This window comes from Paenibacillus sp. GCM10027630, assembly GCF_042676305.1.
Classification (GTDB): domain Bacteria; phylum Bacillota; class Bacilli; order Paenibacillales; family NBRC-103111; genus Paenibacillus_S.
In genome coordinates this window covers 102,841-129,361 of record NZ_JBHTGY010000031.1, presented here as the reverse complement: position 1 = coordinate 129,361, position 26,521 = coordinate 102,841, and the positions used below count along the sequence as shown (strand labels likewise).

Here is a 26,521-nt window from a genome sequence, read left to right as displayed (position 1 = left end):
TTGACCGATGTACCGGACGCAGGAATGGTTTTTCATTGTAAAAGAAAATATAGCGATCCCCCTGTTTGTCCAGTCCCGCTTCCCCCTCTAAACGCAGTGAATTACCTTTACTATAAAATGGTGCACTTTCTTCTGGGTAGAAACATAAGATATCCCATAAGTCAAAAGCCTATATTAAATGAAGGTAGGGGAAAAAGTGACCGTTTCATACATGGACTATACTTCACCATCCACACAATTCACCTTTGATGTAAATAACAACCTCTTTTTCAAAAAGGATGATCAGAATTATATTAATATTCTTTCCATCGATCAGCTTAACACTTTAGGCAACACGTCTCTGCTTGATATTTTTCTTAGTACTGGAAATGTCATTGAGCCCCACATCCATCAAAATGCCTCAGAACTAGTGTATTGTATTTCCGGCGCCGCTGTTGTCTCCATAGTCAATCCATTTACAAAGCAGCTGCTCAATTTCTCAATCCATCCGGGCCAAGTCGCTAATGTGCCGCAGGGCTGGTGGCATTATGAAATTGCTACGGTAGATAACACACATCTATTGGCCATATTCGATGCGCCGACTCCTGAATTCATAGGTGGTTCCGACCTGCTGCGATTAACCCCTGCAAGTGTATTTGCCCATACTTATTGCCTCAATGAGGCACAAGTGAAAGAAACGTTGGCCCCCATAACGAAAACTGTTTTCATAGGACCGCCTAGCGATTGCAAAACAAATCAGGTCCAAAGCAATGCAGCAGCCAATTCAGCTTATTCGAATAAGCCCAACAACAATCAGGCTCCTGTTCATTCGAATCGTCAACCCTATGATTATTATCCTCAACAACAGCAAGCCGGCATCGGGAATGGATGGGGATATTGTAATCAAAACTACTAAATGTTGATTTCTCCCGCTCCGATCTCCCATCTCCGTTCTATACCCCAAGAAGTGGTTGTCTCAAAAGGGAAAAGCCTAGTAACTGTACCCATAAAATGTGCAAAGAACCTTCAACTCCACTACCAAAGTGGAATTGAGGGTTCTTTTGCGACTCTATATCAGGATAAAGTGGTGGATGGATTGTCCCAAAATGACTTTCGGTGCAGCCCTTCCTTGCATACTCACCGCAGCTTAATTCCACCTAAGCTAGCACCTTCTGCAAAAAATCTTTCGATGTTTTTTGCAACATCCGGATCCGGTATTAATGGCGGAGCTTGATGCGGTTTGATGCGGGCATCAATAATAACATTATCGCAAGCCCAATGCTTATTTTCATAATAACTGTTGACGCCATATATATCATGGGAAGGATTGCTGCGTGTAAATGTTGCCCAAAGAAAATTGTTAATCGTCGCACTCATAAACTGGCTGTCATCACACAATATGATCATCGGGCAAGATGGAATCGGACCTTTAGACTGAATATCATCACACAGCTCTTTTAATTCCTGCTGCGCTTCGCTGTAGGTAGTAAACTTGGCACCTTGAATTACCACGATACCGGGCATCGCCAAGCGAGCCTGTTCAACCTCCCGCAGCTCATTAAAAACGTTAGGAACCTCCAGACATAAATCCCTTTTTTTATCTCCATATGCTGCGAATACAACCTTGCTGCCGCTATTTAATCCGGTACCGGAATAGTCCAGCGTATCGATTGTAGTTTGAGTATAAAAGTGAATATCCCGCTGCAGATCCATACGTTCCAAAATGTAGGCTAAAAAATCAACTTCATGATGTGCGTTCAAGGGTTGATTCTCTTCAGCTGTTATAAATAAGTACTTCGCCAAGCTCAGCTGCCCTGTTCCCAAAATACGATTAGCAATCGTCAGCAGCTCAGCCGGCTGTTTGACTTGCTGGTAGGGGGTGTAGCGTTCACTGCCAATTGCAAAAAGCAACGGATGCACGCCTGCAGCATCAACAGCATGAACCTCTTTTACACCAGGGATTTCCTGCTTGATCGCATCGCCTGTTAGCTCATGGATAAGCTCACCGAATGACGTATCTTCTTGTGGCGGCCTACCAACGACGGTAAATGGCCATATAGCATTAGGCTTGGCATACACCTTATGCACTTTCATTAGAGGAAAAGGATGCGTAAGGCTGTAATAGCCCAAATGATCGCCAAACGGTCCCTCCGGCTTGGTCTCTCCTGGATAAATTTCTCCTGTTATAACAAAATCAGCATCATTGCTAACACAGTAGCCGTCAATGTAGCTATAGCGAAATCGACGCCCAGACAGCAGTCCCGCAAAAGTAATTTCACTTAAGCCTTCGGGCAAGGGCATAACTGCTGAAAGAGTATGTGCCGGAGGCCCCCCGATGAAACAACTTACTTTAAGCGGGCCTCCTTTTTTATTAGCTTTGTCCTGATGAACTCCGATGCCGCGATGAATCTGGTAATGCAGGCCAATTTCCTTATTCAGTTCATAGTCGTTGCCATTGAGTTGAATACGATACATACCCAGATTGGAATTCATAATTCCCGGCTTATCGGGGTCCTCCGAGTACACTTGAGGCAAGGTGATAAATGCGCCACCATCCTCAGGCCAATGTTGGATGAGAGGCAGGTCTGATATTTGGATTTCCTGCAACGTAACCGGATGCCCCCCAGCTTTTTTAATAGGAAGAGCCTTCCATGCTGCCAAGCCCGTTCCTATATATTTAAGCGGATTTTTTATAGCTTTTATAGGGTCGTTACGTAAGGACATTACATCTTGTACCGCTTCCCAGGTATGCCGAAATATATACTTACTGCGTTCTATAGTACCGAAAAGGTTGGATACTGCCCGATACTTCGAGCCTTTTACATTTTCAAATAATAACGCCGGCCCACCGGACTCATAAACTTTTATATGAATTGCGGCCATTTCCAAATAAGGGTCAACCTCTTCATGAATACGAATCAAATGTCCATTCTTCTCTAAATCGATTATGCATTCTTCCAAATTTCGATATACCATTGAACTTCTCCAATCCTTAAGTTAAACAATCTATTAATTATAGTTAAAATGAATTTAAGGTAGTTGTCAAACCGCAGCTCTCTTTTAAAAGCATATTTCTCTCCAAGAGCCTCCCATTTATTGTGCTTAACGCAAATAACCCGAATAATGGGTACTCTTATAAAGAGAGTCCACTTTCCGGGCTACAGCTTACTATTAGTTGAGGCGTCGCTTAAAAACCGTTGTAACTGACAAATTCCCCATTCGGCTTACGGTAACCGCGTGGTCTTTGTTTGCTTGTATCTTCCTTCCCTAAAGTTATCAGCATAGCAGGAACATACCTGTCCGTAATGTTAAGCGCTTGTGTGATTCGGTCGGGATCGAAACCTATCATCGGACAAGTATCCCAGCCTTTATCCTTGGCGATTAGCATGAATAACATAGCAGATAAGCTTGCATTACGGATGGCCTCATCCCGTTTGAACCGCTCGCCTCCGCCCTCGTACATAGCATGCACACTACTCACGGTTTCGTCATATTCCCGCTGATCTATAATGCCCAGGCTCAATAACCCCTCGTTAATTGGCCCGATATTACGATACGCTTCCAAATCTCCAAGCACAACAATCGCTGCTGAGCTGGTTAAGACCTTATATTGCTTGAAAGCTGCCTCATGTACTTGTTCCTTCAATTCTTGATCCGTTACTGCCACATAATGTGTATGCTGCAAATTAAAAGCGGACGGAGCAAACTTAACAAGAGTAAAAAGCTCGTCCAGCTCCTGCCTGCTGATCGTCACTTCTGATTTGAACTTGTTAGCTGATCTCCTGGATTTTAAAAGCTCAGTGAATGGGCTCATTGTATCTTCTCTCCTCTGATCTAAAATATTCCAAATATAATTACAATAGTTATATTACCATAGTTACTTTTAAAAAGTAAGCATAAAATATTATGTAAGCATCAATAGATTTATTTACAACAAAAAACCACACCTTATTCGGCGTGGCGAGATTAGCTCTTTGTTTAGTCCCCGAATTACTTTAAGTTATCGAGTATTACTGTTCACGGATTTCAAAAACCTCTCTACGCCTGTGAGCCCATCCTTCTCCAGAATATTCAGCAGTTGAGTTCCAATAATGGCGATATCGCATTTCCCCTTCAGGAATGCAACATCCTCTCCGGTCTGAATACCGAATCCGACAGCGATCGGTGTCTTGGCAAACCCGCGTACACGGGATAAAAAATCGTCAGTCTCATCACCGAATGCTGTTCTCGAGCCAGTCACTCCTTTTCGGGGCGCGCAGTAGAGGAAGCCTTTGGTTTGCTCCGATAAATAGGCTAAACGCAAATCAGTTGTATAGGGAGTGGCGATAAGAATCGGTTCCACCCCATATTCACGACATGCATTCATGAAGTCACTGCTTTCCTCAGGTAAGGCATCCGGTACAATCAGCCCACGGATACCGATGTCCGCGCATTCTCTAATGAATGGCTCAATACCGTATTGTATGACAATATTATAATAAGTCATGAATATAAAAGAGATGTTCGGAAAGCTTGTAACGGCTCGCCTAGCAAAATCCATACACTGCCGAGTCGTCGTCCCGTTCGCCAACGAGGTTTGATTCGCTCGCAAAAATACAGGACCGTCCGCAATAGGTTCCGAGAAAGGCAACTGCAATTCCACAAGATCAACGCCATTTTCATGAAACAGTTGGATCATCTCGTAATTGGTATCGAAATCGGGATAACCTAGAATCTGATGTGTCATCAGTTGAATGGACTTTCCGGATGCCGCTTTGTTGCCCTTGATATACTCAGCGAGCTTAATCGTTGTATTGCTTGTTTTTTCGTTGGATAAATGCTTTCCATTCTTCATCCTGCAATCCCTCCGCTACATTGAAGATGTCTTTGTCGCCTCGCCCGGACATGTTAATAATGAAGATATCCGACCTCGATGATTCAGCAATATGCTGGAATGCCCCAGCAAAAGCATGTGTGGACTCCAAAGCAGGAATCAGCCCTTCTGTCTTCATTACTACCTCCAACGCATCGATTACTTCCGCATCGGTTGCTGCTGCGAACTGAACTCTCCCCTTCTCGGATAAATCGGCCAAAATCGGTGATACACCTACGTAGTCCAAGCCTGCCGCAATGCTGTGCGTATCATGCATTTGTCCATCCTTATTTTGCAGGAACATGGTTTTATAACCTTGAGCGACACCAGGCTTCCCTTCTCCATAAGCAATTCGCACAGCGTGATTGCCGGATTCCTTGCCCTGCCCACCCGCTTCAACTCCGATTAGCTGCACCTCATCATGCGGGTAGAATGCTTGAAATATACCAAGTGCATTCGAGCCCCCGCCAACGCATGCATAGACATGGCTTGGCAGCCGACCGGCCGCTTGAATAATCTGTTGTTTGGCTTCAATGCCGATAATCGATTGAAAGAATGCCACAATAGCCGGGAAGGGATGGGCACCTGATGCCGTTCCTAAAACATAATGGGTCGTTTCAAAACTGGATACCCAGTCTCTCAGCGTCTCATTAATCGCATCCTTTAGCGTCTGCGATCCATAATCGACTGCAACGACTTCTGCTCCCAGCCGTCTCATCCAGAAGACGTTGGCATATTGGCGCTCCATATCCTCGCGCCCCATATAGATAGTCGCGGACAATCCTAGCTTTGCCGCTACCGTAGCTGTTGCTACTCCATGCTGTCCGGCCCCCGTTTCGGCAATAATCCGAGTTTTACCCATTTTTTTGGCAAGCATCGCTTGACCGAGAGCATTATTGAGCTTATGTGCTCCTGTATGATTCAAATCCTCGCGTTTAACATAGATTTTCGCACGGCCAAAATGCTCCGTCAGACGATCCGCAAAGGTCAGCGGGGTAGGCCGGCCTGAATAATCAGCCAGCAGCGCGCAATATTCCTGCCAGAAAGCTTCATCATTTTTTATCGCCTCGAATTGCTTGGAAATCTCTTCAAATGCGGGAACGAGAATTTCTGGTATGAACGAACCTCCGTAATTTCCATAGTAACCGTTCGCTGATAACAGCGTATGGGCTTCAGCGGGACCCGACTTGAATACCGACTTTATCTCAGACATGGAACAATCTCCTTCCTTCTTACTTTGCTTCATTACTTCGATGAAAATCGATAATCGCCCTCGCTGTCGCAGCGTCGGTTACGAGAATATCGATCCACTTGCCGCGCAACGCCGCCGTAATTGCTTTTACTTTCTGGGCGCCGCCAGCTATTCCAATAACGTTCGGTATGGCACGAAGCTCTCTTGCCGTCAAGCCGATAAATCTATTTTTTCCCGGAAAATCGATTTCCCGCCCGTCCAGATCGATGAAGGAAGCACATAGATTCGCCACGGCGCCGCGTGCTTCCACCTCTGTAATATCCTCGTGACTCATATTTCCCGATTTCACCATAGTCGCCTGCTCGCTAACCTCGCCAATGCTAATGATAGCTACGCGACTGCGCTGCGCTAGCTGAAGCACCTTGTCAATCTCCGGTTCCTGGCGCAATAATATACCCGTTTCTACATTGGCCACCACGGCAGGTGCATGAACCATCCAGTATTTGGATTTCAGTTTGTTCGCAAAGGCCATTGTGTTAGAGCTTGCGTGCCATGCTCCCCCTTCAGATCCCCAACCGCCTACCAAAGGTACAAATTGCAGTCCTTCTCTCGCAAAATAATCCAGCTCCTCTGCTGCGCTCGCTACAGTCCGCCCGGCCATAAGCCCAACAATATCGCCGTCCATCAGTACAGACTCTATAAGCGCGGCACTCGTACGGCCGAGCTGAGCGTGCAGCTTGTTCGGATCAGAATCAGAGGAATCAACGATTATCGCATCTTGAATGCCGAAGGTTTCAATAAAGCATTTCTCAAGCTCCTGCTCGCTGGAGAACGGATTATGTATCGATATTCGCACAATGCCCTCGCTCTTGGCAGCTGCTAGCATTCGGCTAACATGCGGACGGGAAATCCCTAAACGCTTGGCGATATCCAATTGGTTCAAGCCATCCTCATAATACAGCTTACATATTTTTACCAGCAGCCGAAATCGTTCATGATTTATCTCAGGCATACCATCTTAAACCTCCTATCATTGCCACTTGAACATTTGTACATAATAAGATCATATGTACATCATTTATTTGAGTATACAATTAAGCTTCTCTTTATGCAACATCTGAACTTGGTTAACTTTGTAAATAACAGGATTTCAATGAAATTTATCGTCTGTACGCCAGTTTGATAAAACCTGTAACCCCTAGCACTGATTTCTTAAGTAAACCTTTTTCATAATCATTAGTTGAAGCAAAAGCGGAAGTAATCATTCCGCTATTGCTTGGAAAGCACAACAAACAGAGAGATAACGGAAGACGCACCTCCATTATCTCTCTGTTTGTTGCCTTGCACTGATCATTCGCGCCACATAGCGGAATTCTGACTTCCGCTATCGTCTTAAATTGGTGGCAAAAGATTAAATAACGGAATTTTCTGTTCCGTTCTAGACCTTTAGTAACTATAGCAATCTCCCCGACATCCGAATATTTAAGAAGGAAACCGCCTGATGTTTGCATACATAAAAATCTTAGAAAATGTTAAGAACTTTGTTTCTATAAAGAACTAAAAAACACACCCAATCTGGTGTGTTAAAGTTCTTAATGGGTAGAGCTTAGGCCCCTGATTTTATAAGGCATTAATTTTAATCGTTGAATCATTTCGTATTTATTTCGTCATGGAGACTCTTAAAATATGCAGCATAATTGGTTGGGCTAGTCGATATAGCTAAACTTGTTCATCTTTCATTCAGCTCATCTTTTTTACTAAGCGGCTAAGCTTGTTTTTCTGTAATCGTGTCCAGCACATCTTCCCAATACAGCTTCATCTGTTCCCGTGTATTCGCATGATCCAGCTTCTCCTGATGGAAGCTAATCGTTGTTCTGTCGGGCTTAGTTGATAGCAGCCTGATTTGCAGCGTGGAAGGCTGCGGCCATTCCACTTTCTTCCACCTTAGACGAAGCTGTTGATTCGGTTTGACGATCCTGAATTGGCCTGAAATACCTTCTTGGGAGGTGAAAGATTCCCCTACGCTAAATTTAAGGGACGGTACATCACCGATCCATAGTTTCACACCCTCAGCAGAAGTTAGAAACGCCCAAGCCTGCTCCACTGAGATTGGAAGCGTTCTTCGTACGCCGATTTGAAAACCCGCTGAAGCTGTTTGACCAACAATCTTGGGAGACTCAGAAGACCATTTATCCATTGCAGCACCTCCTAGCCTTTATTTCTTCGATAATTTACTCATATCCATATACAGCATATTCCACCTATGTCCATCCAAATCAGCAGAACCGCAGCCATACATCCAGCCTTGATGTTCTGTGGGTTTACTGAAAATAGTACCGCCAGCCTCTGCCACCAACTTTACCATTTCATCTACTTCTTCCCTGCTCTTCGCATCAATGGTTTTAAATACAGGCTCTCACGCAAGTATCATCAATTCTTTGGCACGCTGCAGCGCTTGCACTCTATTATTTACATTAAGCTTTCTATATAAATTTTTTATATGCGATTTTACCGTTTCAGTCTTAATGCTCAGGTGATTGGCGATTTCTTTGTTCGACAGACCATCCGTGATCAATCGAAGAATTCTCTTTTCCTGCTCGGTCAGTATTTCAGTAGAAGACGGTTCTTCTATCTGTGTTATGGGACTCCTGACCTCTATGGAAGGCTCAACAGCCATAATCCGATGTCTTTTTTTTATTTTGTCCAACGTTTTGGACATTCGCTGGGAGGATACAGGCTTCATGAGATAATCCACTGCATTTATATCGAAAGCTTGAACCGCATAATTATCATATCCGGTTACAAACACCATATCTATGGAAGCATCGAGCTCCAGTAAAAGGCTGGAAAGTCTCATACCGTCAATTTCCGGCATAGAAATATCCAGAAATACGACATGTACCTGATTACTCTTTACAAATTCATAAGCTTCCAGCGGGTTCAGAAACGATTCGCATATTTCGATCTCGCCGCTTTCGGATAGTATCTTATTCAAACGTTTTAATGATAATTCTTCATCATCCACGATAATGGCTCGCAGCATGCTTCAACCTCCACTCTGCTTGATCGATTGATCGGGAATTTCGAATAAAACCTTCGTCCCTATTCCCTCGGCACTTTCAATACGAATATTGTTTCCATAAAGCAGCTTAATACGCTGACTGATGTTCCGCAGCCCTATGCCCTTCTTTTCCGCATCTGGCTTAAGTATTTCCTCCTGCTTTTGTTCAGTCATACCGCATCCATTGTCCTCTACAGCGAAGCTGACTACGGATCCCGCTTCCTCTTTCACGGTTATTTTGACGGCTCCTCCCCGAAAAGTGGACATCAGGCCATGTCTTATAGCATTTTCCACTATTGGCTGTAAAATGAGCGGTGGAATCCGGATATCCAGATTTACATCGATATCGTACTCAACTTGCAATCTGGCGCCAAAACGTGCCTTTTCGATGTTGATATAAGCTTTCACCAGCTCCAATTCATTTTCTATCGTCGTTAGTGAATCCAGTTGTTTGAAGTCAAAGCTGCTTCTCAAATACTGTGAAAGATCTATCGTCAATTCCTCAGCCTTACTAGGCTCATCGATACACAATGATGCAATGGAATTGAGAGCATTATACAGGAAATGAGGCTTGATTTGGGAACGCAAGAAGGCGATTTCCGCGTCCTTGGCTTCTGATTGCAGCTGCTGATTTTTTCTGATCATTTCATTTATCGTTTCGTTTAAAGAAGTGAAGAACAACATTACCACAACAATAATATGGATATGAATTAATTGTACTTGAAAAACTTCAAGTGAAAATCCTCTTATAGTAGTCCCCACTATGAGTCCAACTAAACAATAGTAAATGGATAGTAGAATCGCAATTCGTATCCTTTTATTCTTTTTTGACTTTATGTAAAGCTTTTGAAAATAGATGATCACCGGCATGCCAAATAATAACGTTAGAATGGTAGTATACAATCCCAAATCGACCCCGAGATAAAACCGGTACATAATGATAAGTGTAGATAAGGCTAAGCCTGTTCTCCAGCCCCCATATAAAGTCCCTAATAATAAGGGAACGATTCTAATATCCATACGGATATTGGAGTTAATATAAGCAGGAAAAGACATCGATAATACGATAGATAGCCCCAATAATACAATCAAGATGATCTTTACATGATTACTTTTGTCAGACCTCTCCGCAAAAAATATTTGAAAGGTAAAAATTAACGTTGCTATAAAAGCTATTTGCAGCAAAAAATCCTTTACAATGTCCATAATCGTCCTATCACCTTTATCATGTAAGAGTTCGTACTCCTCTATGTCATCTTCCTATTATATAATACAATTCGATATTTTCTTGAAAAAGATCTGTTGATTAATCTCTGGGCAGGTATGGGGTGATTTGCAGTTTTATGCCAGAGGTTCGACAGAAAGCTCAATCTTCTCTATAATGAGAATGATTATCATTAATTCCATTCATGTGACCGGAGTGTGAAAACTATGCATGCGCATGCAGCGGCTTTTCATCATAATTTCAATCATTTCTTCGATCAGTTGGAGCCACTTACAAACCACCGGGAGGACTTATCTAGAAATATCACGATTCAGCATCCGGCGGGGACGGGCCTAATTCATCGCCTTCATCCAAGGCCGGAAATGGAGCTTGTTCTATCAGATTTCAGACTAACCTCCGATAGGACCGTAGAACTGTTTTCCCTGGAGCCGATGGTGGAGTTTGGTTATTGCTTTCAGGGAACGAGAAGATCCAATTTGGCTGCCTCCGAACAAGAAATAGTACCAGGACAATGGAGTTTGCAGTTAATCAATACGGCTGAAGCAAGGTTGGAATTCGATGCCAAACAGCCATTTATGATGCTTGGGATTGGTATGTCGGTAGCTGTTTTTCATGATTACTTGACAGAGGCAGCTGGCGGAAGATCAATTGATTTCTCCGAACTGCTGGGAGCAAAACCATACAGAATATTTCAGGAAACAATCGATCCCGCAGCAGCCGTCATTCTCAAACATCTTGTAAGAGGGCTGCAAAGCCGAGATTTACACCGTATTGAACTGGAATGCCGAATTTTGGAATTGCTGCTGCTTGCTTTCCGTTCCTTCTTGTTGAATTCAAAAGAGACTAAACCGCTGCTGACCAGGGATGAGCAGTCGCGAATCGAGGCTGCGCGCGAAATTATGATGGTTCGAATGAGTGAACCTCCGTCCTTGCTTCAGCTCTCGAGGCTAGTAGGACTGAATGATTATAAGCTGAAGGTGGGATTCAAAGAGATGTACGGCAATACCGTCTTTGGCTATTTACGTGAAAAACGGTTGGAACAAGCTTGGCTGCTGCTTCAAGAAGGGAACGCTAATGTGAATGAAGTGTCCTGCACCGTCGGATACTCCAATCCGAGCCATTTTGCCGAGGCATTCCGAAAGCAATACGGAGTCAACCCCGGGGCGCTGCTTCGCCGAAGCTCCAGTTACCCACCCTCTGTGAACGGAGGGGCAGGAGGCCTGTTCCTGCAAGCCCCCTTGTCCACCATTATAGGTTAACCGGCCACCAAAAGAGCCCCCAGCCATAATCGGTTTGGGGGCTCTTTTGGCGTTAAAGCCCAAGAGATAGTCCGATTCAATCATTCTGATTAAACGAACAATCCCTGAATCATTGTTTCCGGCAAACGACAGCTTAAATCCGTCTGGGGGTAGAGGCAATGCTGTAGGCAGCAGTAACATGACAACAAGAGCTTTTTATTTATGGACAGAATGGAGATGGATAGATTGAAAGATGGACAACAAAGCTTATCGTCGGTTAATTTCTGGCCATTTATTCTGGTTGGCATGCTGCTCGTCATAACGACAACCGGCTTTGCACGAATGGCATATGGCCTCATTCTTCCTTACATGGAAGAAGATCTCGGCTTCTCCGTCTCCCAAGGAGGTATGCTGGGAACCATCATGTTTCTTGGGTATCTAGTCACTGTCGGGCTTTCAGGCCTGCTAGCTATTCGCTGGGGTGGAAAGTCAGTTCTGCTGATGGGCGGCAGCGCGGTTATTATCAGTATGTTTGGCTTGTCCTGGGTTTCTTCCGTGGAGTCGATAGCGCCCTTCATGCTTCTCGCAGGAGCCGGGAGCTCCCTGGTCTTCACCCCGCTAATGACAATTATGCTGAGCTTTTTCCCCAATCGTAAAGGTACCGTGCTTGGTCTTCTGCTAAGCAGTGCCGGAATCGGCATGCTGTTGAGCGGCTTTCTCGTTCCATTCTTAATCGGGCAGTTTCCCGATTGGCGCTGGCGCGCGGTCTGGCTATGCTTCGGCTTTTTATCGTTAATAGTGGTGCTCGCTGCGCTTGTCATTTTGAGAAATCCGGCAGCAAGCAGCAGCAGAAAGAGCATTGAGGACAAACCTGCCTGGCTCAAGAACAAAGGGCTTATGAGAGTCGCCTCGCTATATTTCCTGATTGGGTTAGCTTATCTTATCCCTAATCTGTACCAGACCGGCTTCATGCTTGACCAAGGGTTATCTGACCAAACAGCAGGAATTACGTATGCAGTGGCAGGAATTTTCAGTATTGTGGGCGGACCCGTATGGGGCAGCTTGTCCGACCGCTTCGGAGTAAACCGGATGTTCGTTCTATCCTGGAGCTGTGCGGTCGCAGGAGACCTGATTCCAATGCTCACACCAAGTGTGACAGGCTTTATTATTTCCTCCATGCTATGGGGATCGAGCATCGGCGGTTTAATGACGCTTATTCAAATTCAAGCGGCGCAGCAGGTGCCACAAAACATTGTTGCCGCCGCGCTCGGTTTTATATCTGTCTTCTACGCCGTCGGACAGATGCTGGGGCCGGGGCTTTCCGGGTGGATTATCCACCTTAGCGGAAACTACACCGCCGCCTATGGATTTGGTGCGGTCGTATACGCGGCAGGACTAGGAATTACACTGTATGCCAGTAAGGCTGCTCGGAGCCTGCAAAGATAAAGGCATTGCCTTCCATTCGCCTAGTTTTGCTCAGTCTAACCATATATCATAAGTAAGAGACTTATCATTTTCGCTTAACAGGAAAAGAGCGGACGACCAGAGCTTGATAGCCATGAACTCTTCTCCAGGTGTACCATGTACAGCTTCACTGTACTTTTAGCGAAAAGATCACCTGCACATAACCCTGAACAACCCGCCAGTATTGCATCTACGGAAATGAAGGGCAATGCGGAAGTAATTGTTCCTTTATCACCTGAAAACTCCTAAAATCAGAGTGATACGGGAACAGCTAGTTCCGTTATTGCTCTGTTTTTGTGCATAAATGCTCCAATTGGGCCAACATAACGGAATTCCCACTTCCGCTATTCCCCCGGATTGGAGGCGGCAGATGGAATAACGGAACTTTCCGTTCCGTACAAAATCCTTCAGGGCCATGTTCAGCAGCACCTTTCCAGCCTCGGCTCCCGTTGTTGAGGCCGAAGGACCGGGTTCGTTGTTGAGTCCGCAGGACCGAGCTCGTTGGTGTACAAGGTGGTCATTATTTGTGTTAATAATGCACTGACACATTGTGTTCGACAATAAACCCTTCAGGAAAACGCAATCCAAGTTTTACTGTTGATCTTCACTATACAAATGGTGACAGATGGGTTCAGTATCCACTATGTAATGGAGGATCGAGCAGTTGGATCATTAACCATTCGAGCAACCTCCTCGACAATCGTCTTAACCCCTCTTTCAATTTTCTCTGACTGAGTCCGTGAAATGCTGATCCTCAGAAATTTCTCCCGTTCCAGATAATCCGATAAATAAAATCTTTTGCCTGATACTACGATGACGTTTCTCTCCACAAGCCGCTTCATCAGAACCTCCAGATTGACTGTAAGGGGCAGCTTGAACTGCACATAAATACCAGAGCTAACATTCGATATTTGTATCAATCCCGCATCATTGTATCGATCCACGGCTTCGTTCAGCAAGCGAATTCTGGCTGCATATTGGCTGCATATTTTGCTCTTATGCCGCTCATACATGCCGTTTTTGATATACACCTCGAGTGCAGCTTGGGATAGCAGCGATGTATCGGAATATCCTTTGTATGCGTGAAACGTCTCAAGCAAAGTTTCAGGCAATACAGCTACACCCAATCGCAAGCCCGGAAAAATGATTTTTGAGAAGCTCTTCAAATAAACGACATGTGAAGTTCGGTTGTAGGCGTAAATAGGATCAAATCCTTGTTCTACACCCAAGTCGGCCATATAATCATCCTCTACGACGTATACGTTGTATTTGCTGGCCAAACCGGCGATTGCTTTCCTCTGATCTGCGCTATACGAGGTGCCTAGCGGATTGTGATATCTTGACATTGTGTAAAAAAATTTAATCCTGCCCGTTTTGAACGTATCCTCCAATTGGCGCAAATCGAGCCCTTTTGCTGTACGGGCAATTCCGCTAACCGGAATTCCTTCTTTCTCAAGAAATCGCAAATATATATCGTAGCTCGGCTGTTCGACCAGAATGATCGAATTCCCGTTCGGAAACGGCATTTTAGCCAATAGCTCCAACGGCTGCTGCGCGCCAGAAGTCACCACAATCCGTTCCATATTCGCGAATACTTGATATCCGGCCAGGTGGGAAGCAAGTGTATGGCGAAGCTTCTCCAGACCCGAAGAATCGCCATACGTAAACAGTTGGTGTTTGTATATATCAATCGCCTTGTTCAAGCAATGCTGGAAATCCAAATAAGGAAACACATCTACATCCGGCAGCACCGAAGCGAAATCTATCGTTTTGTCCTCCTTGTCGTCAGACCAATCTTCCGTTTTTCCGACCACGTAATAGCCGCTTTGTGAAATCGAGTAAATGGCGTGCCGCTTCTCCAGCTCTGCATATGCCCGTGTGATCGTACTAATGCTGCATCCGTATAGCTCCGCAGCTCCGCGAACGGAAGGCAGCTTTTGACCCGGACGGTATTGTCCGTCTAATATTTTCTGTTCTATATCGGAAAGAATAAACAAATATTTTTTCACTATCATTCCCCGTCGCTTTTCTCTAATTATTATATACGAATTGCCAACTGTATCGATACAGTTTAGTTAATTCGCTATTGTTCGGGTTATAATTTCGCCGTATCCTTTTAAGTAACGAAACCTTGAGGTTAATTTGAACGCCGAGGCCATCTATAGACAGCGGTGCATGCCGGATGATATGAAGGTGAATTTAAAAGATAATGGAGGAATGATCGATGAGTGAACTTAATACTTTATTTCGAAATAGAATGAATCTCCCGGAAACCGATACTATTACTTTTGAAGGCCTGGCTGATGTACTTGAAAAAATGGCGAAAACCGTTCCTTTTGAAAATTTATGTATAATTGAAAAAAGAATCGGCGTTATTTCTAAAGAACATTTGGTCAACAAACTTTTAGTTGCTAACGAAGGTGGGCTATGCTACGAATTAAACGCGCTGCTCTATCTTTTCTTAATTGAGAATGGATTTGACGCTGTTCTAACACGTGGGGTGGTCTATAATAACGATACTCAAGCTTTTTTCACGCTAGGGAGAACACATGTAACCATCCTTCTCAATCACGAGAAACAAATCTATATACTAGATACGGGGTTTGGAGGAAATCTCCCATTAAAACCTGTTCCTTTATCCGGAGAAACCATAACCTCAAGCAATGGACAGTTTCGAATCCAAAAAAGGGCCGGTGAATTTGGAGATTATGTTCTTGAAATGAAGTTGAAACATAAGGATTCCGACTGGAGAATTGGATACACCTTTGATTCCATGAGACCTATAGCTGACTTCTCAGAATGTAATGCCGTTCAAAAGATTGTTGTAGAACATCCCGCTTCTTCTTTTAATAAGCATCCATTAATAACAAAAATTACAGATGAAGGCAGCATAACTTTAACCGACACTTCATTTACCCAATGGAATCAAGGTACATTAACAAAAGTGAAAATTGACAGCTTGAAATTCAAGGAGCTTTTTGATGAGTATTTTGGCTTTCACAACCGAAAACCTATTGAGTGAATCCCATAAAATGTGCAAAAGAACCTTCAAACCCACCTTTAATCAAAGTTGGATTTGAGGGTTCTTTGGTGACCCTAATATTCAGGATAATATGGTAGATAGAATCTTCCAAAATGACTGAACCTCCAAGCATGAGCCCAATGCTTACTAGAGCTAGTTATCATGCTTCACCGTGATGACCACATTCCCTTTTTTATGCCCTTTTTCTACATATCGATGAGCTTCAGGAATTTGTTCCAGCGGATAAAATCTATCTATGACCGATTTTATTTTCCCCGTCTCAATAAGTTCTTTGAGGAAAATTAAATCTTCAATACGTTCCTTTGCAATCCCTTGCCCTTCAACTGTCACATAAATCCCGTTCGGAGCCAGTGCTTTCTTGCAATTTGATTTTGTATTTTTCCCAACAGCATCAAAGATGATATCATAACGCTCATCTCTTTTTGTAAAATCCTCTTTCGTGTAATCAATGACTTTATCGGCCCCCAGAGATTTCACCAATTCTATATTTGCAGTACTGCATACCCCAGTAACTTCTGCCCCAAAATATTTGGCAAGCTGTACCGCGGAAGTACCTACCGCTCCGGAAGCTCCATAGATAACAATTTTTTTCCCGCTCTGGATATTTCCTTTTCTAAGAAAATGCAATGCTGTATTCCCCCCAAAAAGAACAGCGGCCGCTTCCTCATAGGTCGCATTGGCTGGTTTTATAGCTACCAATCCATCTTCAGACAAACAGATATACTCGGCATAAGCACCAAATCGCATCCCCGTAAATGCAAAAAATTTGGTCACCCTTCTTAAATTTTTTAACGTTTTTTCCCACTTCTTCTATTTCACCTGATAACTCCACGCCGAGTATAGGTTTTCTTGGTTTTCTGAGGCCTAAAAATATTCGCATTGGGATCCAGTACGTGAGAGGACTGTTAAAGCTTCGAACCCTGCAGTCACCTGAAGTTACAGTTGTCGCATAAACTTTTACCAATATTTCATTGTCCTTCGGAATAACTTTTTCTACCTCTTTGAGCTTCAATACATCCGGTGATCCGTATTTTGTGCATATAATTGCTTTCATGGGTCTCCTCCAAGCCTCAATTTGCAATTAGTATAGCTGTAATACGGTATTGACATATAGATACTAAAGTATTGTTTTAAAATTTGTTCCGAATGTAAGAGGGTAAACTCACAAGAGACCTAGCTTGCGGGCACATGCTACAGCTTCGGTGCGACGTTTTACTTGCAGTTTATCAAAAATAATCCGGTTATGCCCTTTAACTGTAGTTAGCGCAATAAAAAGCCGTTCGCTAATCTCACGATTCGAGAGTCCTTGGGCTATGAGCTGCAAAACTTCCAACTCCCGCCTGCTCAGCGGCTCCATTAGGAACTTGGCAGGCTGCGCTAGCTGCTGACTAAATTTGGTTCCATTTTTGGGTTCTTCAGCTTCAAATTCGGTCAGCAATTTACCTAGATAGCTCGGCATAACTTCATGGGCAGCAGCGGCTTCAAGCAATAACCTAAGCATCGGGATACCTTCGTCTAGAAAGATTCGGATGAAGCCGCCAGGCTCGGCCATTGTCAAAGCGTCTGCCAGCATTTGCACAGCCTTGAACTTTTCGCCATGCTCGTGCAGAGCAACCGCTTGCAGAACCATTACCTTAAGCCGTTCATCTGCCCATCCCTTTGTCTCCGCCTGCTCCAGCAACGCGAGTGCTGCAGACGCGTCTCCCTGTGCCAGATGTATCCGAGCCTGACTCATGTAAAGCTCGTGCTTCTGAGCCAAATGAGCGGCTGCCGCCAGATTGCCCTGATGCTGATGAAGCATCACAAGCACTTGAGCAGCGGCAATATGCGGCAGCTGGCTCGCGAAATTTTGCAAACGGGCGATAGGTTCCGCCTTGGCTAAAATAGCCGCCGCGCCGCTCACCTCTCCCTTCGCAAGCTTCAAGCGGGCAAGGAACACATCACCTGCAACAACTCTGTCCGATTGTTCAAACTGCTTCGCCAGTTGGACGCTCCGTTGACCATGCTGCATAGCGGCATCCAGGTTGTTCCATTCATAACATATACGAGCTAAGCCCAGATGAGCTTCACACACAGCAGGCAGCGGTGAATCACCTGCCATATTCAGAACTTGCCGATAGGTCTCAGCCGCCTCACAAAGCTGATTTTCAGCTTCATATATGTTCCCAAGGCCCAGTGCAGCCATAATGTTGATTATGACATGTCCGATCATCTGACTGATCGATAATGCTTCGGCGTAGGCCTTGCCAGCAGAAGCACGATCTCCCTGGAGCTGATAAGCATATCCCAGCGTCCAGGTGGTGGCTGTGCGGACAGGCAGATTGTCCGGATGCAAATAGTCCAGAGCACGACGCGATTCGGCAATGATGGTTTCTGCCTGATGCTTGCTAACAGCCAGAGTAGCGCGTATAGCGGCAATATGTCCGATTAAATCTCGTATCTTATCATCTTGTTCAGCACCTTGCAGTGCCTTCTCAGCAGCTTGCAGCTTCTGTTCGACTCGGGTCATTTGACCCGCCATCAGCAATGCAGAAGCATACATTACCCACAACGAGGGCCTTGCATCCAGATCCTCGTTGCGCATTGAATCCAGCCAATTCAGTACAGGGGCTACCGCTCCACGAAATAGCAGGGGCATCCCCTTTCCCTCCACTAGGCGAGCTGCACGCTGAATATCATTGGCCGCTGCGGCATGGTGAAAAGCTTCAATCTCCAGTCCATTGTCTTCATACCAAGTGCTGGCACGTATATGTAATTCAGCCACGTCCCTCTCAATATCCCTTATTTTCGAGGTTACACTTTGGTGCAGCCGTTTCCGCAGTAAATCAGCAAAAAGATGGTGATAGCGATACCAACGCCGTTCGTTGTCCAGCGGAACGATGAATAGATTGGCACGTTCGAGATATTCCAAGGTTTCTTGCCCTGAAGCAGAAGGGGCTTGTTGTTCCCCGGCTTTCCTGCAAAGAACCGCATCACAAAGAGGGCCGCACATCCGATCGAGGATTGATGTATGCAGCAAGAAAGTTTGAATGCTTTCGGGTCGCAGCTGCAGCACCTCTTCAATCAGATAGTCCAGTACGAAATGGTGACTGCCGGTGAAAGTTTGGATTAAGCTTGCGGGATCTTCATGTCCCTGCATGGAAAGCGCGGCTAATTGCAGACCGGCTATCCAGCCTTCTGTGCGCGATTCAAGCAAGGCGATATTTTCAGGAGAAAGGTTTAGCCCCATCACGCTGCCTAGAAATTCGGCTGCTTCAGTGGAGGTAAAACGTAGGTCTGCCCCACGCACTTCAGTCAATTGATCCCTGACTCGTAGCCGTGCCAAGGGTAGACGTGGATCCTCGCGGGTGGAGATGACCAGATGCATCTGTTGCGGCATGTGCTCAAGCAGAAAGGCGATAGCCTTGTCAATCGCTCTGGAATCAATAACGTGGTAATCGTCAAGAACGAGTACAAAATGGTCCGGAATGGCGGTGATTTCATTGAGCAAGGCTGTTATAATCGATTCGATTGGCGGGAGCTGCGGGGATCGAAGCAAAGCAAACACACCTTTTCCAATATCCGGGGCAATCGTCTGCACAGCAGCAAAGAGGTATGTCAGAAAGCATGCAGGGTCGTTATCCCCCTCTTCAAGTGACAGCCATGCAGCTGGTTGAGAGCAGCCTGCGAGCCATTCGCTGACAAGCGTAGTTTTACCGCATCCAGCAAAAGCGGAGATGAGTGTCAGCTTGCGCTGCATACCTTCGTTCAAGCAATCGATCAAACGAGGGCGGATAACAACGTTAGGCCGCGGCGGAGGGATAAATAGTTTAGTGAATACAATAGGTGTGGACATACTAACCACCGTTCTATGCCGCCAATTGCAGCGGCAAGATATGAATATTATTATTTTCGACAGTTTAGCTCTATATCCCTTTTGTGTCCTTTCTCAGCATGCCTTCGAGCTGCAACAATCTGTGCCAAAAGCAAACGAGTGATCTACGTTTGTGTGCTTTGGAGAGATGAGTGTGGGATTACGGCCGCTATTGAAGCCATCAGTACTGCTTCCAAGGAAGTGAAGGGCAATGCGGAAGTAATTGTTCCGTTATCACTTAAAAAGTCCAAAAATCAGAGGGATACGGGAACAGCCAGTTCCGTTATTGCTCTGTTTTTGTGCACACATGCACCAATTCGGCCAACATAACGGAATTCCCACTTCCGCTATCGCCCCAGATTGGAGACGGCTGATGGATTAGCGGAACTATCTGTTCCGTACAAAATCCTCCAGAGCTCATCGCCGCTCTCCCTATAAAATCCTCCTTGGTCATGGGATGCATTAAAGATCTAAAGCTCTAATTTGTTTAACAAGAATCATCCACTCCCGCTTAAACTCCGCAAGAAAAAAGCCTCCAGTTCCACTTTGACAGTGGTTTTGGAGGCTTTCTCATTGGAATTTTTGGGGATGACTCGCCATTTTCTTTCGTCAGCAGTATAGCCCGTTACTATTTAGTTTTAGCTATTCGGAGGAAAACCCTGTGGAAGAAGGTTTCACATAATGAAGCACAACGTTTCCAGATTCGAACGTACTCGCCTCTACCGGAGTGAGTGCAAATTGGCTGACGTGATCAAACAAAGGTTTACCTTTACCCGCCACAACAGGACTGACAATAAAGATATACTCATCAATCAAACCTTCCTCGGCAAGCTGCTGTACGATGGAGCCACTGCCCAGCACAAGAATGTCACAACTAGCGTCTCGTTTCAATTGTCGTACCACTTCGATCAGGTTGTCATTATAAATTTGGGTGTTGTCCCACTCAGTCTCATTGATTGTTTTGGAGAAAACGATTTTGGTCATGTCAGTCAGTTCTTGAGCTATCTCTTTCAAATGACTGGGCGCATCCGGATTATGGAGCACTGGCACCCAATAGCGTTCAAATCCGCGGAAAGTCGTGCTTCCCAAAATAAGGATGTTCATCTTGCCGCCGATAGCATGTGCCGCTTTGTCAACCTCCGGGTCATGAATAAACCAATCCATACCAAAAGTCGCTTCATTTAAGCTGGCAAAATAGCCATCGATCGATATTCGATTCAGCATTTTAATTTTGTTCATAGCCTACCACTCCTCGGTTCTTGAATCATTAATTCCTATTGGAATAACTTGATCATACCCGGAACTACGATAAAAAAATTGGACAAACCCGTCCTTTATTATAAATAGGAGGACCCTGCCAGGTCGCTATGAAATTCACTAACCTTCATCGCTATATGTTTCGGACTTACCCAGGAGAACAATTTCATATCGCGTATAAAATGAGACTGATCATAATAGTTCAGCGCATAAGCGACGTCGGACAATCGATCGTACTGCCCTGAATGCATCAACCGCAATGCTTCATTTATGCGTCTTACTCTGATGTACAGATGCGGCGGCATGCCTACGACACGGGCGAAACGTTTCTGAAATTGCCGCTCAGAAATATGAAATACGGCAACCAGATCTTGCACTGTAATACTTGCGATATGTTTGCGAATATATTCGAGTGTCAACTCGATGAGCTCGTCACGCCTATTCGTCTGCTTTAAAGCAGTCAGTAAAAAGTGATTGAGCAAATAAACCCGTTCGTCAGTCGAGTTCGCGGACAAAAGCTGCCTCTCGAGTTCCACCGCATCGAATTGATCCGGAGCCAAGAGGCCTTGGTTATGAGCTGCCGCGTCCCAGCCAAACAAGCTGTATAGTGCGTGGGGCTTAAAAACCAATTGGATCGTCGTATAAGGTGTACCTCTAAAACGCATGATGCTCGGTTCCGAACCTTGTCCATGCAGAAATAAGAACGGAATATTGGATGTTTGTTCGGAACGGATTGCAATACTTTCTATCGCTGCGTTTTGATCTGCGGCAAGCTGGAAGACGATACCCGGGTAACCGCTTGGACAAACCTTAACCTCGAGTGGTTGATCTCCTAAGTGAGTTGAGATTCGCAGGCACTCGATATCCCGGCTTAAAGCTGGAGGAGGAGGCAAAACGTTAAAGTTGATCGTTGTCATAATCTTTTATTTTACACGAATCCAGAGCAACTGGAAAGTTGTCTTCTTTTTAATATGCGAGCAAATGCACAACGCTCGAAAACCAAAGCGTTACGCATTTTTAAATTCCAATCATTTTACCAACGCGCTCCTCAATCGGTTCACTCCAAATTCCAAATAACCTTTTAGACAAGTCAGCATATAGACCCATCCTTCTTTATTGTCCACCAATTTTGCTATTAAATCAGGATCATTCTCGTCAAATCCATCTTCGTTCACTTCTACGATGGTACTTGCTTGATCCGTATCCTTGAGCGTTATTGTCACAAGGTGCGGCCCCCCGTCTTCCGCCCCCCATTCAAATACAATCTTTCGATTTTCAATCATTTCGATCACGTGAATATCCCCTTGAGCTTTGTACTCTTCGTACCTCAACGTGACTGTTTTGCTTTTTTCCCATCTCTCCGAGCTGGACGAAAACCAAAAATTTCCAATCTTTTCAGGATTGACAAAAGCTTCAAAAACGTCATAAGCAGGTTTTCGAATCTCCATTTTCGTCAAGTTATTCATTTGAATTCCTCCATTCATTAGGACCTGTCGAATTCCACTTCATATTCCTTATACAATTGTTTATATCCGTACTTTACCGCATTACTCCCCATCATAGAGGGCATTTCTAAACGTGCCAACGTTTCGGCAAGCCCCTTGGAGGCAACTCGATTATTTAGTCATGCCCAGACTTCGTTTAAACACGAATATCTCCTCGACAGCTCTATGATACCCGCCTGCAGCTCGGAACGAATCGCCAATTTCAACGCATTGCTTTGGAATTGACGCATCCTTTAGTACGCTTTCCGCTGCCTCTCTGAGATCTTGTGCGGTTAAGCCTTCTTGATTGAGCTGAATGCCTACACCGAGTTGAGCCACACGTCGCGCCACAACAGGTTGGTCGGCGCTTTGGGGAAGTACAATCAACGGCACACCATAATACATACCTTCACTGGTGCTGTTCATGCCGCCATGTGTGATAAACAATTTGGCGTGTTGCAGTACTTCGATTTGCGGTACGTAGTTGCGTACGATAAAATTCGCAGGAATGTCTCCCAAGTCCGCTATCTGGGTTTGTTTGCCGACGGATAAAATCACGGTATACTTCGTTTCAGCGAACGCGGCAAAACAGAGCTTGTAAAAATCCACGGCTTGATTGAAAACAGTGCCGAGTGATATGTAAATCAGGTGATCCGTATCCAAATTAGAAAAATCAAATTGATCATGAGCGTGCGGCACGAAAGAGGGTCCAACAAACTTAAACGTTTCATCGAAGCTTTCCCCATCAGGCTGAAAGCGTTTCGATGTGTAGACGATGGTCAATGGGGCGGGATTGCAAAAAACCTCGTAGGCGGAGCCAACTTGCACATTGTATTTCGCTTGCACGTTATTAACCAGTTGTTGAAAGTCTTGTTGTTCACGTTCATTCACATCTGCTGGAAAATGACTGGAGAGGTGGTCTTGCATACTGTCAAAACTGTTTTCTTGGATTGCAAAACTCGTACACGAATTGATTGCAGGCAGGTCGAGTATTTGTGCAAGTAAACGCCCACAGCCGAACATCGAGTCGTGAATGATGTAATCAAAACGTTCTCCTTTTGTTTGCTCAAGAAGACTGGGAATGATAATGTCGGCGGTGCGCAATAGTCCGCCTACTCGACCCCAAGGATTTCTTCCTCCGGCAAGGAATGCCTCAATAAATTTGCTGCCATCGAATGTGATCACCTCTGCGCCCGTTGGCTCGACGCGATCACGAAACTGTTCAGCTATAAAGTAAACTACCTCTTCTCCACGACGGATAAGTTCTTGAACAACACCGAGGGTTGGATTGATATGTCCTTCGGAACCTCCATTGATCAGCAAAACACGAGCCATATTCATCACCTTTCATAATGTGCCATCCTCCGCTAATAACGATACGTTTTTTTCAACAATGCACGAACACTAGGCTAAAAACAATACAAAATATCCCTAGAAAGTGGGGTCTTGCTTCGAAGTTGATTCAGATAATTTGCCGGAAGCCCCAAAACACAAAAAAACGACATTTCTGTCGTTTGTGTTAGATATTGGTGGAAAATAGGGGGATCGAACCCCTGACCTCATCGCTGCCAGCGATGCGCTCTCCCAGCTGAGCTAATTCCCCATATATTCGCAATCAAGGAAACAAGTTTCATTTTCCCATGTTACTTTCGGAACATTGTCGCGGGCCAGCATGGAATTCCAGCTGAGCTAAAGCTCTGTAGCGACAAAAATGATAATACCACAGGTGCTTAAAGGTTGTCAACAAAAAATGACAACACACACCTGCGGCCTATTTATTATCTTCGCCAACGCCATGCTTGGAGAGAATGTCATTGAGCTCGCGCATAAACATATTGATATCTTTGAATTGACGATAGACGGATGCAAACCGAATATAGGCAACTTCATCTACTGGGTACAGCTGTTCCATTACAATTTCACCGATGTTGCGGCTGTCTACTTCTGCATGCGCCGTATTGCGGACCTGCTTTTCCACCTCAGAGACGATTTTATCTAGCTGCTCTACCGACACTGGGCGCTTCTCACAGGCTCGTATTAGACCGCGGAGCATCTTTTCCCGGCTGAATTCCTCACGGCTGCCATCTTTTTTAATAACGATAAGCGGGGTTTCCTCCACCATTTCAAACGTCGTAAATCGCTTGGTGCATCTCTCACATTCCCTGCGGCGGCGAATGGATTTGTTCTCATTGGCTGCGCGGGAATCCAGCACTTTAGTTCCAAGGTAATCGCAGTATGGGCATTTCATCTTCTAACACTCCTTTTGCCGGGAATATCCCTTGCGAACTAATCCAAGGGATTGCCAACGAATCCCTGTTATGAACTTCCGATAAACGCACATAATAGGTTTACCAACTACAAGGAGGTGAACAGACATGGGTGCAGGACAATCTCGGAGCAGCAACGTACTTGTAGTTCCTCAAGCGAACGCAGCGTTGGATCAACTGAAATACGAGGTAGCACAGGAATTGGGTATCTCCATTCCTCAAGACGGTTACTACGGTAACATGGCTACTCGTGATACAGGTGCGATCGGTGGACACATTACCCGTCGCTTGGTACAAATCGCTGAACAACAACTAGCTGGACAATTTAAGTAATCATTTTAGGAAGAAGAAGTGTTGGACAATTGCTCCTCAGGGAGCTTGTCCAATGCTTCTTTGCATTTGAGGCGAAACTCCCCACTCTTCTGCATAAAGCTTATGATATTTATTATAATAATATAAAACGCGCTGAATGTAATGCCTTGTTTCACCAAATGGGATCGAATTCACCTTTTCCAGTGTACCATCCCACTCCTGATTTTGCAGCCAACGGTTTACATTTCCCTGTCCTGCGTTATATCCGGCTATGGCCGCCACTGTATTGCCTTTATACTGCTTGTGCAGCCAGCTTAAGTACCATGATCCTAATTGTATACTGACCGTAGGATTATGTAAATTTTCTTTATGAGTAGACGAGAAACGCCCCATCTCCACAATCCAATCTGAAGTGTCGGGCATAAGCTGCATTAGCCCAAAAGCGCCCTTTTTCGATTCGATATCCACTTTGAAGTTAGATTCTACACGAATAATGGCTGCGATCAAAAACGGATCTAAACCATATTTATCACCATTAAGCAGTATTTCATCCTTATATTGAATCGGATAAAGTAATCGGCCCACCATACTGCTGCTTAAAAACAAAAATATGATAAATGCAATTAAGAAAAGTGCAAATACCCGCTTCCTTCGCCAAAAGCCAAAGCTCATAGAAGCCCTCTCTTTCTCAGGAATTGTTCTACTTGCTCTTCTGTTTGCGGTAAGGAGCCCTCATTGTTGATGAGAATATCAGCCAATGCTTTCTTCTGCTCGATATCCATTTGGGCCTGCAGTCTTTTCTCAGCCTGCTCCAATGACAAACCATCGCGTAGAACAAGCCTGTCCATCTGCACATTTCGGGGAATATAAACGACCATTACCTCTTCAAACATTGATTGCAGTCCGGATTCGTACAATAGCGGCACATCTACTACTACCAGCTTATCCGGATGCTGCTGTTCGTAATCCTTCATTCTTTGCCGCATTAAAGCCCTGATAGAAGGATGCATCATATCCTGCAAATCCTTCAAAGCTGCTTGGTTTCCAAAAACCATTTCACCCAGCTTTTTGCGATTTAATGTCCCATCCTCAAGCAGCACTTCCTGGCCAAACCGTTCTGCTATTTGTTCCAGCACAGGGCTGCCCGGTTCGACAACCTCTCTAGCTATACGGTCGGCGTCAACCAGCATCACCCCGCGCTGCACCAGCATGTTAGAAACGGTGCTTTTGCCACAGGCGATGCCTCCGGTCAAACCGATGTTCATAGTAATTCTCCTCAGCTTGTAAGCATTAT

General features: G+C 44.9%; 23 protein-coding genes, 1 tRNA gene and 1 pseudogene. 5 read left to right on the top strand and 20 right to left on the bottom strand.

Annotated features, from left to right (window positions below):
- Positions 1-196 precede the first annotated feature (196 nt).
- Positions 197-895 carry a cupin domain-containing protein gene (locus tag ACFQ0C_RS14285; protein WP_379367790.1) on the top strand — a complete coding sequence of 233 codons (699 nt, stop codon included), beginning with the start codon at positions 197-199 and terminating at the stop codon, positions 893-895.
- A 221-nt stretch (positions 896-1,116) separates the two neighbouring features.
- Here ACFQ0C_RS14285 and ACFQ0C_RS14280 read toward each other — a convergent pair whose 3' ends face one another.
- From ACFQ0C_RS14280 to ACFQ0C_RS14240, 9 genes are all read right to left on the bottom strand, one after another.
- Positions 1,117-2,955, bottom strand: a complete 1,839-nt coding sequence (locus ACFQ0C_RS14280) for a UbiD family decarboxylase (protein ID WP_379367789.1) — start codon at positions 2,953-2,955, stop codon at positions 1,117-1,119.
- 211 nt (positions 2,956-3,166) lie between these two features.
- Positions 3,167-3,793, bottom strand: a complete 627-nt coding sequence (locus tag ACFQ0C_RS14275; protein ID WP_379367788.1) for a nitroreductase family protein — start codon at positions 3,791-3,793, stop codon at positions 3,167-3,169.
- 186 nt (positions 3,794-3,979) lie between these two features.
- Complete coding sequence (gene trpA / locus ACFQ0C_RS14270; protein WP_379367787.1) at positions 3,980-4,813, bottom strand: tryptophan synthase subunit alpha; 834 nt, start codon at positions 4,811-4,813, stop codon at positions 3,980-3,982.
- Positions 4,761-6,044, bottom strand: coding sequence for a tryptophan synthase subunit beta (trpB, locus tag ACFQ0C_RS14265; RefSeq protein WP_379367786.1), 1,284 nt, complete (start codon positions 6,042-6,044; stop codon positions 4,761-4,763). Before trpB ends, trpA begins: the two co-directional genes overlap by 53 nt.
- A 19-nt stretch (positions 6,045-6,063) precedes the next feature.
- On the bottom strand, positions 6,064-7,035 hold the full coding sequence (locus ACFQ0C_RS14260; RefSeq protein ID WP_379367785.1) for a sugar-binding transcriptional regulator: 972 nt from the start codon (positions 7,033-7,035) through the stop codon (positions 6,064-6,066).
- A gap of 753 nt (positions 7,036-7,788) precedes the next feature.
- Positions 7,789-8,220, bottom strand: coding sequence for an SRPBCC domain-containing protein (locus ACFQ0C_RS14255; protein ID WP_379367784.1), 432 nt, complete (start codon positions 8,218-8,220; stop codon positions 7,789-7,791).
- Positions 8,221-8,238: 18 nt separating this feature from the next.
- Positions 8,239-8,388, bottom strand: coding sequence for a VOC family protein (locus ACFQ0C_RS14250; RefSeq protein ID WP_379367783.1), 150 nt, complete (start codon positions 8,386-8,388; stop codon positions 8,239-8,241).
- A 51-nt stretch (positions 8,389-8,439) separates the two neighbouring features.
- On the bottom strand, positions 8,440-9,066 hold the full coding sequence (locus tag ACFQ0C_RS14245) for a response regulator transcription factor (protein ID WP_379367782.1): 627 nt from the start codon (positions 9,064-9,066) through the stop codon (positions 8,440-8,442).
- A gap of 3 nt (positions 9,067-9,069) precedes the next feature.
- Positions 9,070-10,290: a sensor histidine kinase gene (locus ACFQ0C_RS14240; protein ID WP_379367781.1), complete on the bottom strand. Its 1,221-nt coding sequence runs from the start codon at positions 10,288-10,290 to the stop codon at positions 9,070-9,072.
- Positions 10,291-10,515: 225 nt separating this feature from the next.
- Between ACFQ0C_RS14240 and ACFQ0C_RS14235 the strand changes: the two genes are divergently transcribed.
- Entirely contained in the window at positions 10,516-11,568 is a 1,053-nt protein-coding gene (locus tag ACFQ0C_RS14235; protein WP_379367780.1) for a helix-turn-helix transcriptional regulator, read from the top strand.
- A gap of 201 nt (positions 11,569-11,769) precedes the next feature.
- Complete coding sequence (locus ACFQ0C_RS14230; RefSeq protein WP_379367779.1) at positions 11,770-12,993, top strand: MFS transporter; 1,224 nt, start codon at positions 11,770-11,772, stop codon at positions 12,991-12,993.
- A 659-nt stretch (positions 12,994-13,652) separates the two neighbouring features.
- Here ACFQ0C_RS14230 and ACFQ0C_RS14225 read toward each other — a convergent pair.
- A complete protein-coding gene (locus ACFQ0C_RS14225) occupies positions 13,653-15,020 on the bottom strand; it encodes an aminotransferase-like domain-containing protein (protein ID WP_379367778.1) in 1,368 nt (455 codons plus the stop codon).
- A 215-nt stretch (positions 15,021-15,235) separates the two neighbouring features.
- Between ACFQ0C_RS14225 and ACFQ0C_RS14220 the strand changes: the two genes are divergently transcribed.
- Positions 15,236-16,033, top strand: a complete 798-nt coding sequence (locus ACFQ0C_RS14220) for an arylamine N-acetyltransferase family protein (RefSeq protein ID WP_379367777.1) — start codon at positions 15,236-15,238, stop codon at positions 16,031-16,033.
- A 153-nt stretch (positions 16,034-16,186) separates the two neighbouring features.
- Here the strand turns inward: ACFQ0C_RS14220 and ACFQ0C_RS14215 are convergent.
- The 8 genes and pseudogenes from ACFQ0C_RS14215 to nrdR form a co-directional block, all read right to left on the bottom strand.
- Positions 16,187-17,108, bottom strand: a pseudogene (locus ACFQ0C_RS14215) (NAD(P)-dependent alcohol dehydrogenase).
- A gap of 108 nt (positions 17,109-17,216) precedes the next feature.
- A complete protein-coding gene (locus ACFQ0C_RS14210) occupies positions 17,217-19,889 on the bottom strand; it encodes a winged helix-turn-helix domain-containing protein (protein WP_379367776.1) in 2,673 nt (890 codons plus the stop codon).
- Positions 19,890-20,549: 660 nt separating this feature from the next.
- Complete coding sequence (locus ACFQ0C_RS14205; protein WP_379367775.1) at positions 20,550-21,146, bottom strand: dihydrofolate reductase family protein; 597 nt, start codon at positions 21,144-21,146, stop codon at positions 20,550-20,552.
- Positions 21,147-21,244: 98 nt separating this feature from the next.
- A complete protein-coding gene (locus ACFQ0C_RS14200) occupies positions 21,245-22,081 on the bottom strand; it encodes a helix-turn-helix domain-containing protein (protein ID WP_379367774.1) in 837 nt (278 codons plus the stop codon).
- A gap of 111 nt (positions 22,082-22,192) precedes the next feature.
- Positions 22,193-22,630 carry an SRPBCC family protein gene (locus tag ACFQ0C_RS14195; RefSeq protein ID WP_379367773.1) on the bottom strand — a complete coding sequence of 146 codons (438 nt, stop codon included), beginning with the start codon at positions 22,628-22,630 and terminating at the stop codon, positions 22,193-22,195.
- 150 nt (positions 22,631-22,780) lie between these two features.
- Positions 22,781-23,983, bottom strand: a complete 1,203-nt coding sequence (locus tag ACFQ0C_RS14190; protein ID WP_379367772.1) for a macrolide family glycosyltransferase — start codon at positions 23,981-23,983, stop codon at positions 22,781-22,783.
- Between the two features lie 192 nt (positions 23,984-24,175).
- Positions 24,176-24,251 (bottom strand) — tRNA-Ala (locus ACFQ0C_RS14185).
- A gap of 168 nt (positions 24,252-24,419) precedes the next feature.
- Positions 24,420-24,896: a transcriptional regulator NrdR gene (gene nrdR, locus ACFQ0C_RS14180; RefSeq protein WP_258212553.1), complete on the bottom strand. Its 477-nt coding sequence runs from the start codon at positions 24,894-24,896 to the stop codon at positions 24,420-24,422.
- Positions 24,897-25,023: 127 nt separating this feature from the next.
- On the opposite strand from nrdR, the gene ACFQ0C_RS14175 reads away from it, so the two are divergent.
- Complete coding sequence (locus ACFQ0C_RS14175; RefSeq protein WP_258212552.1) at positions 25,024-25,248, top strand: alpha/beta-type small acid-soluble spore protein; 225 nt, start codon at positions 25,024-25,026, stop codon at positions 25,246-25,248.
- Between the two features lie 36 nt (positions 25,249-25,284).
- Here ACFQ0C_RS14175 and ACFQ0C_RS14170 read toward each other — a convergent pair whose 3' ends face one another.
- Entirely contained in the window at positions 25,285-25,899 is a 615-nt protein-coding gene (locus ACFQ0C_RS14170) for a lytic transglycosylase domain-containing protein (RefSeq protein ID WP_379367771.1), read from the bottom strand.
- Positions 25,896-26,492 (bottom strand): dephospho-CoA kinase, encoded by a 597-nt coding sequence (gene coaE, locus ACFQ0C_RS14165; protein WP_379367770.1) that lies wholly within the window; start codon positions 26,490-26,492, stop codon positions 25,896-25,898. The genes ACFQ0C_RS14170 and coaE overlap by 4 nt, the downstream gene beginning before the upstream one ends.
- Between the last annotated feature and the right edge of the window lie 29 nt (positions 26,493-26,521).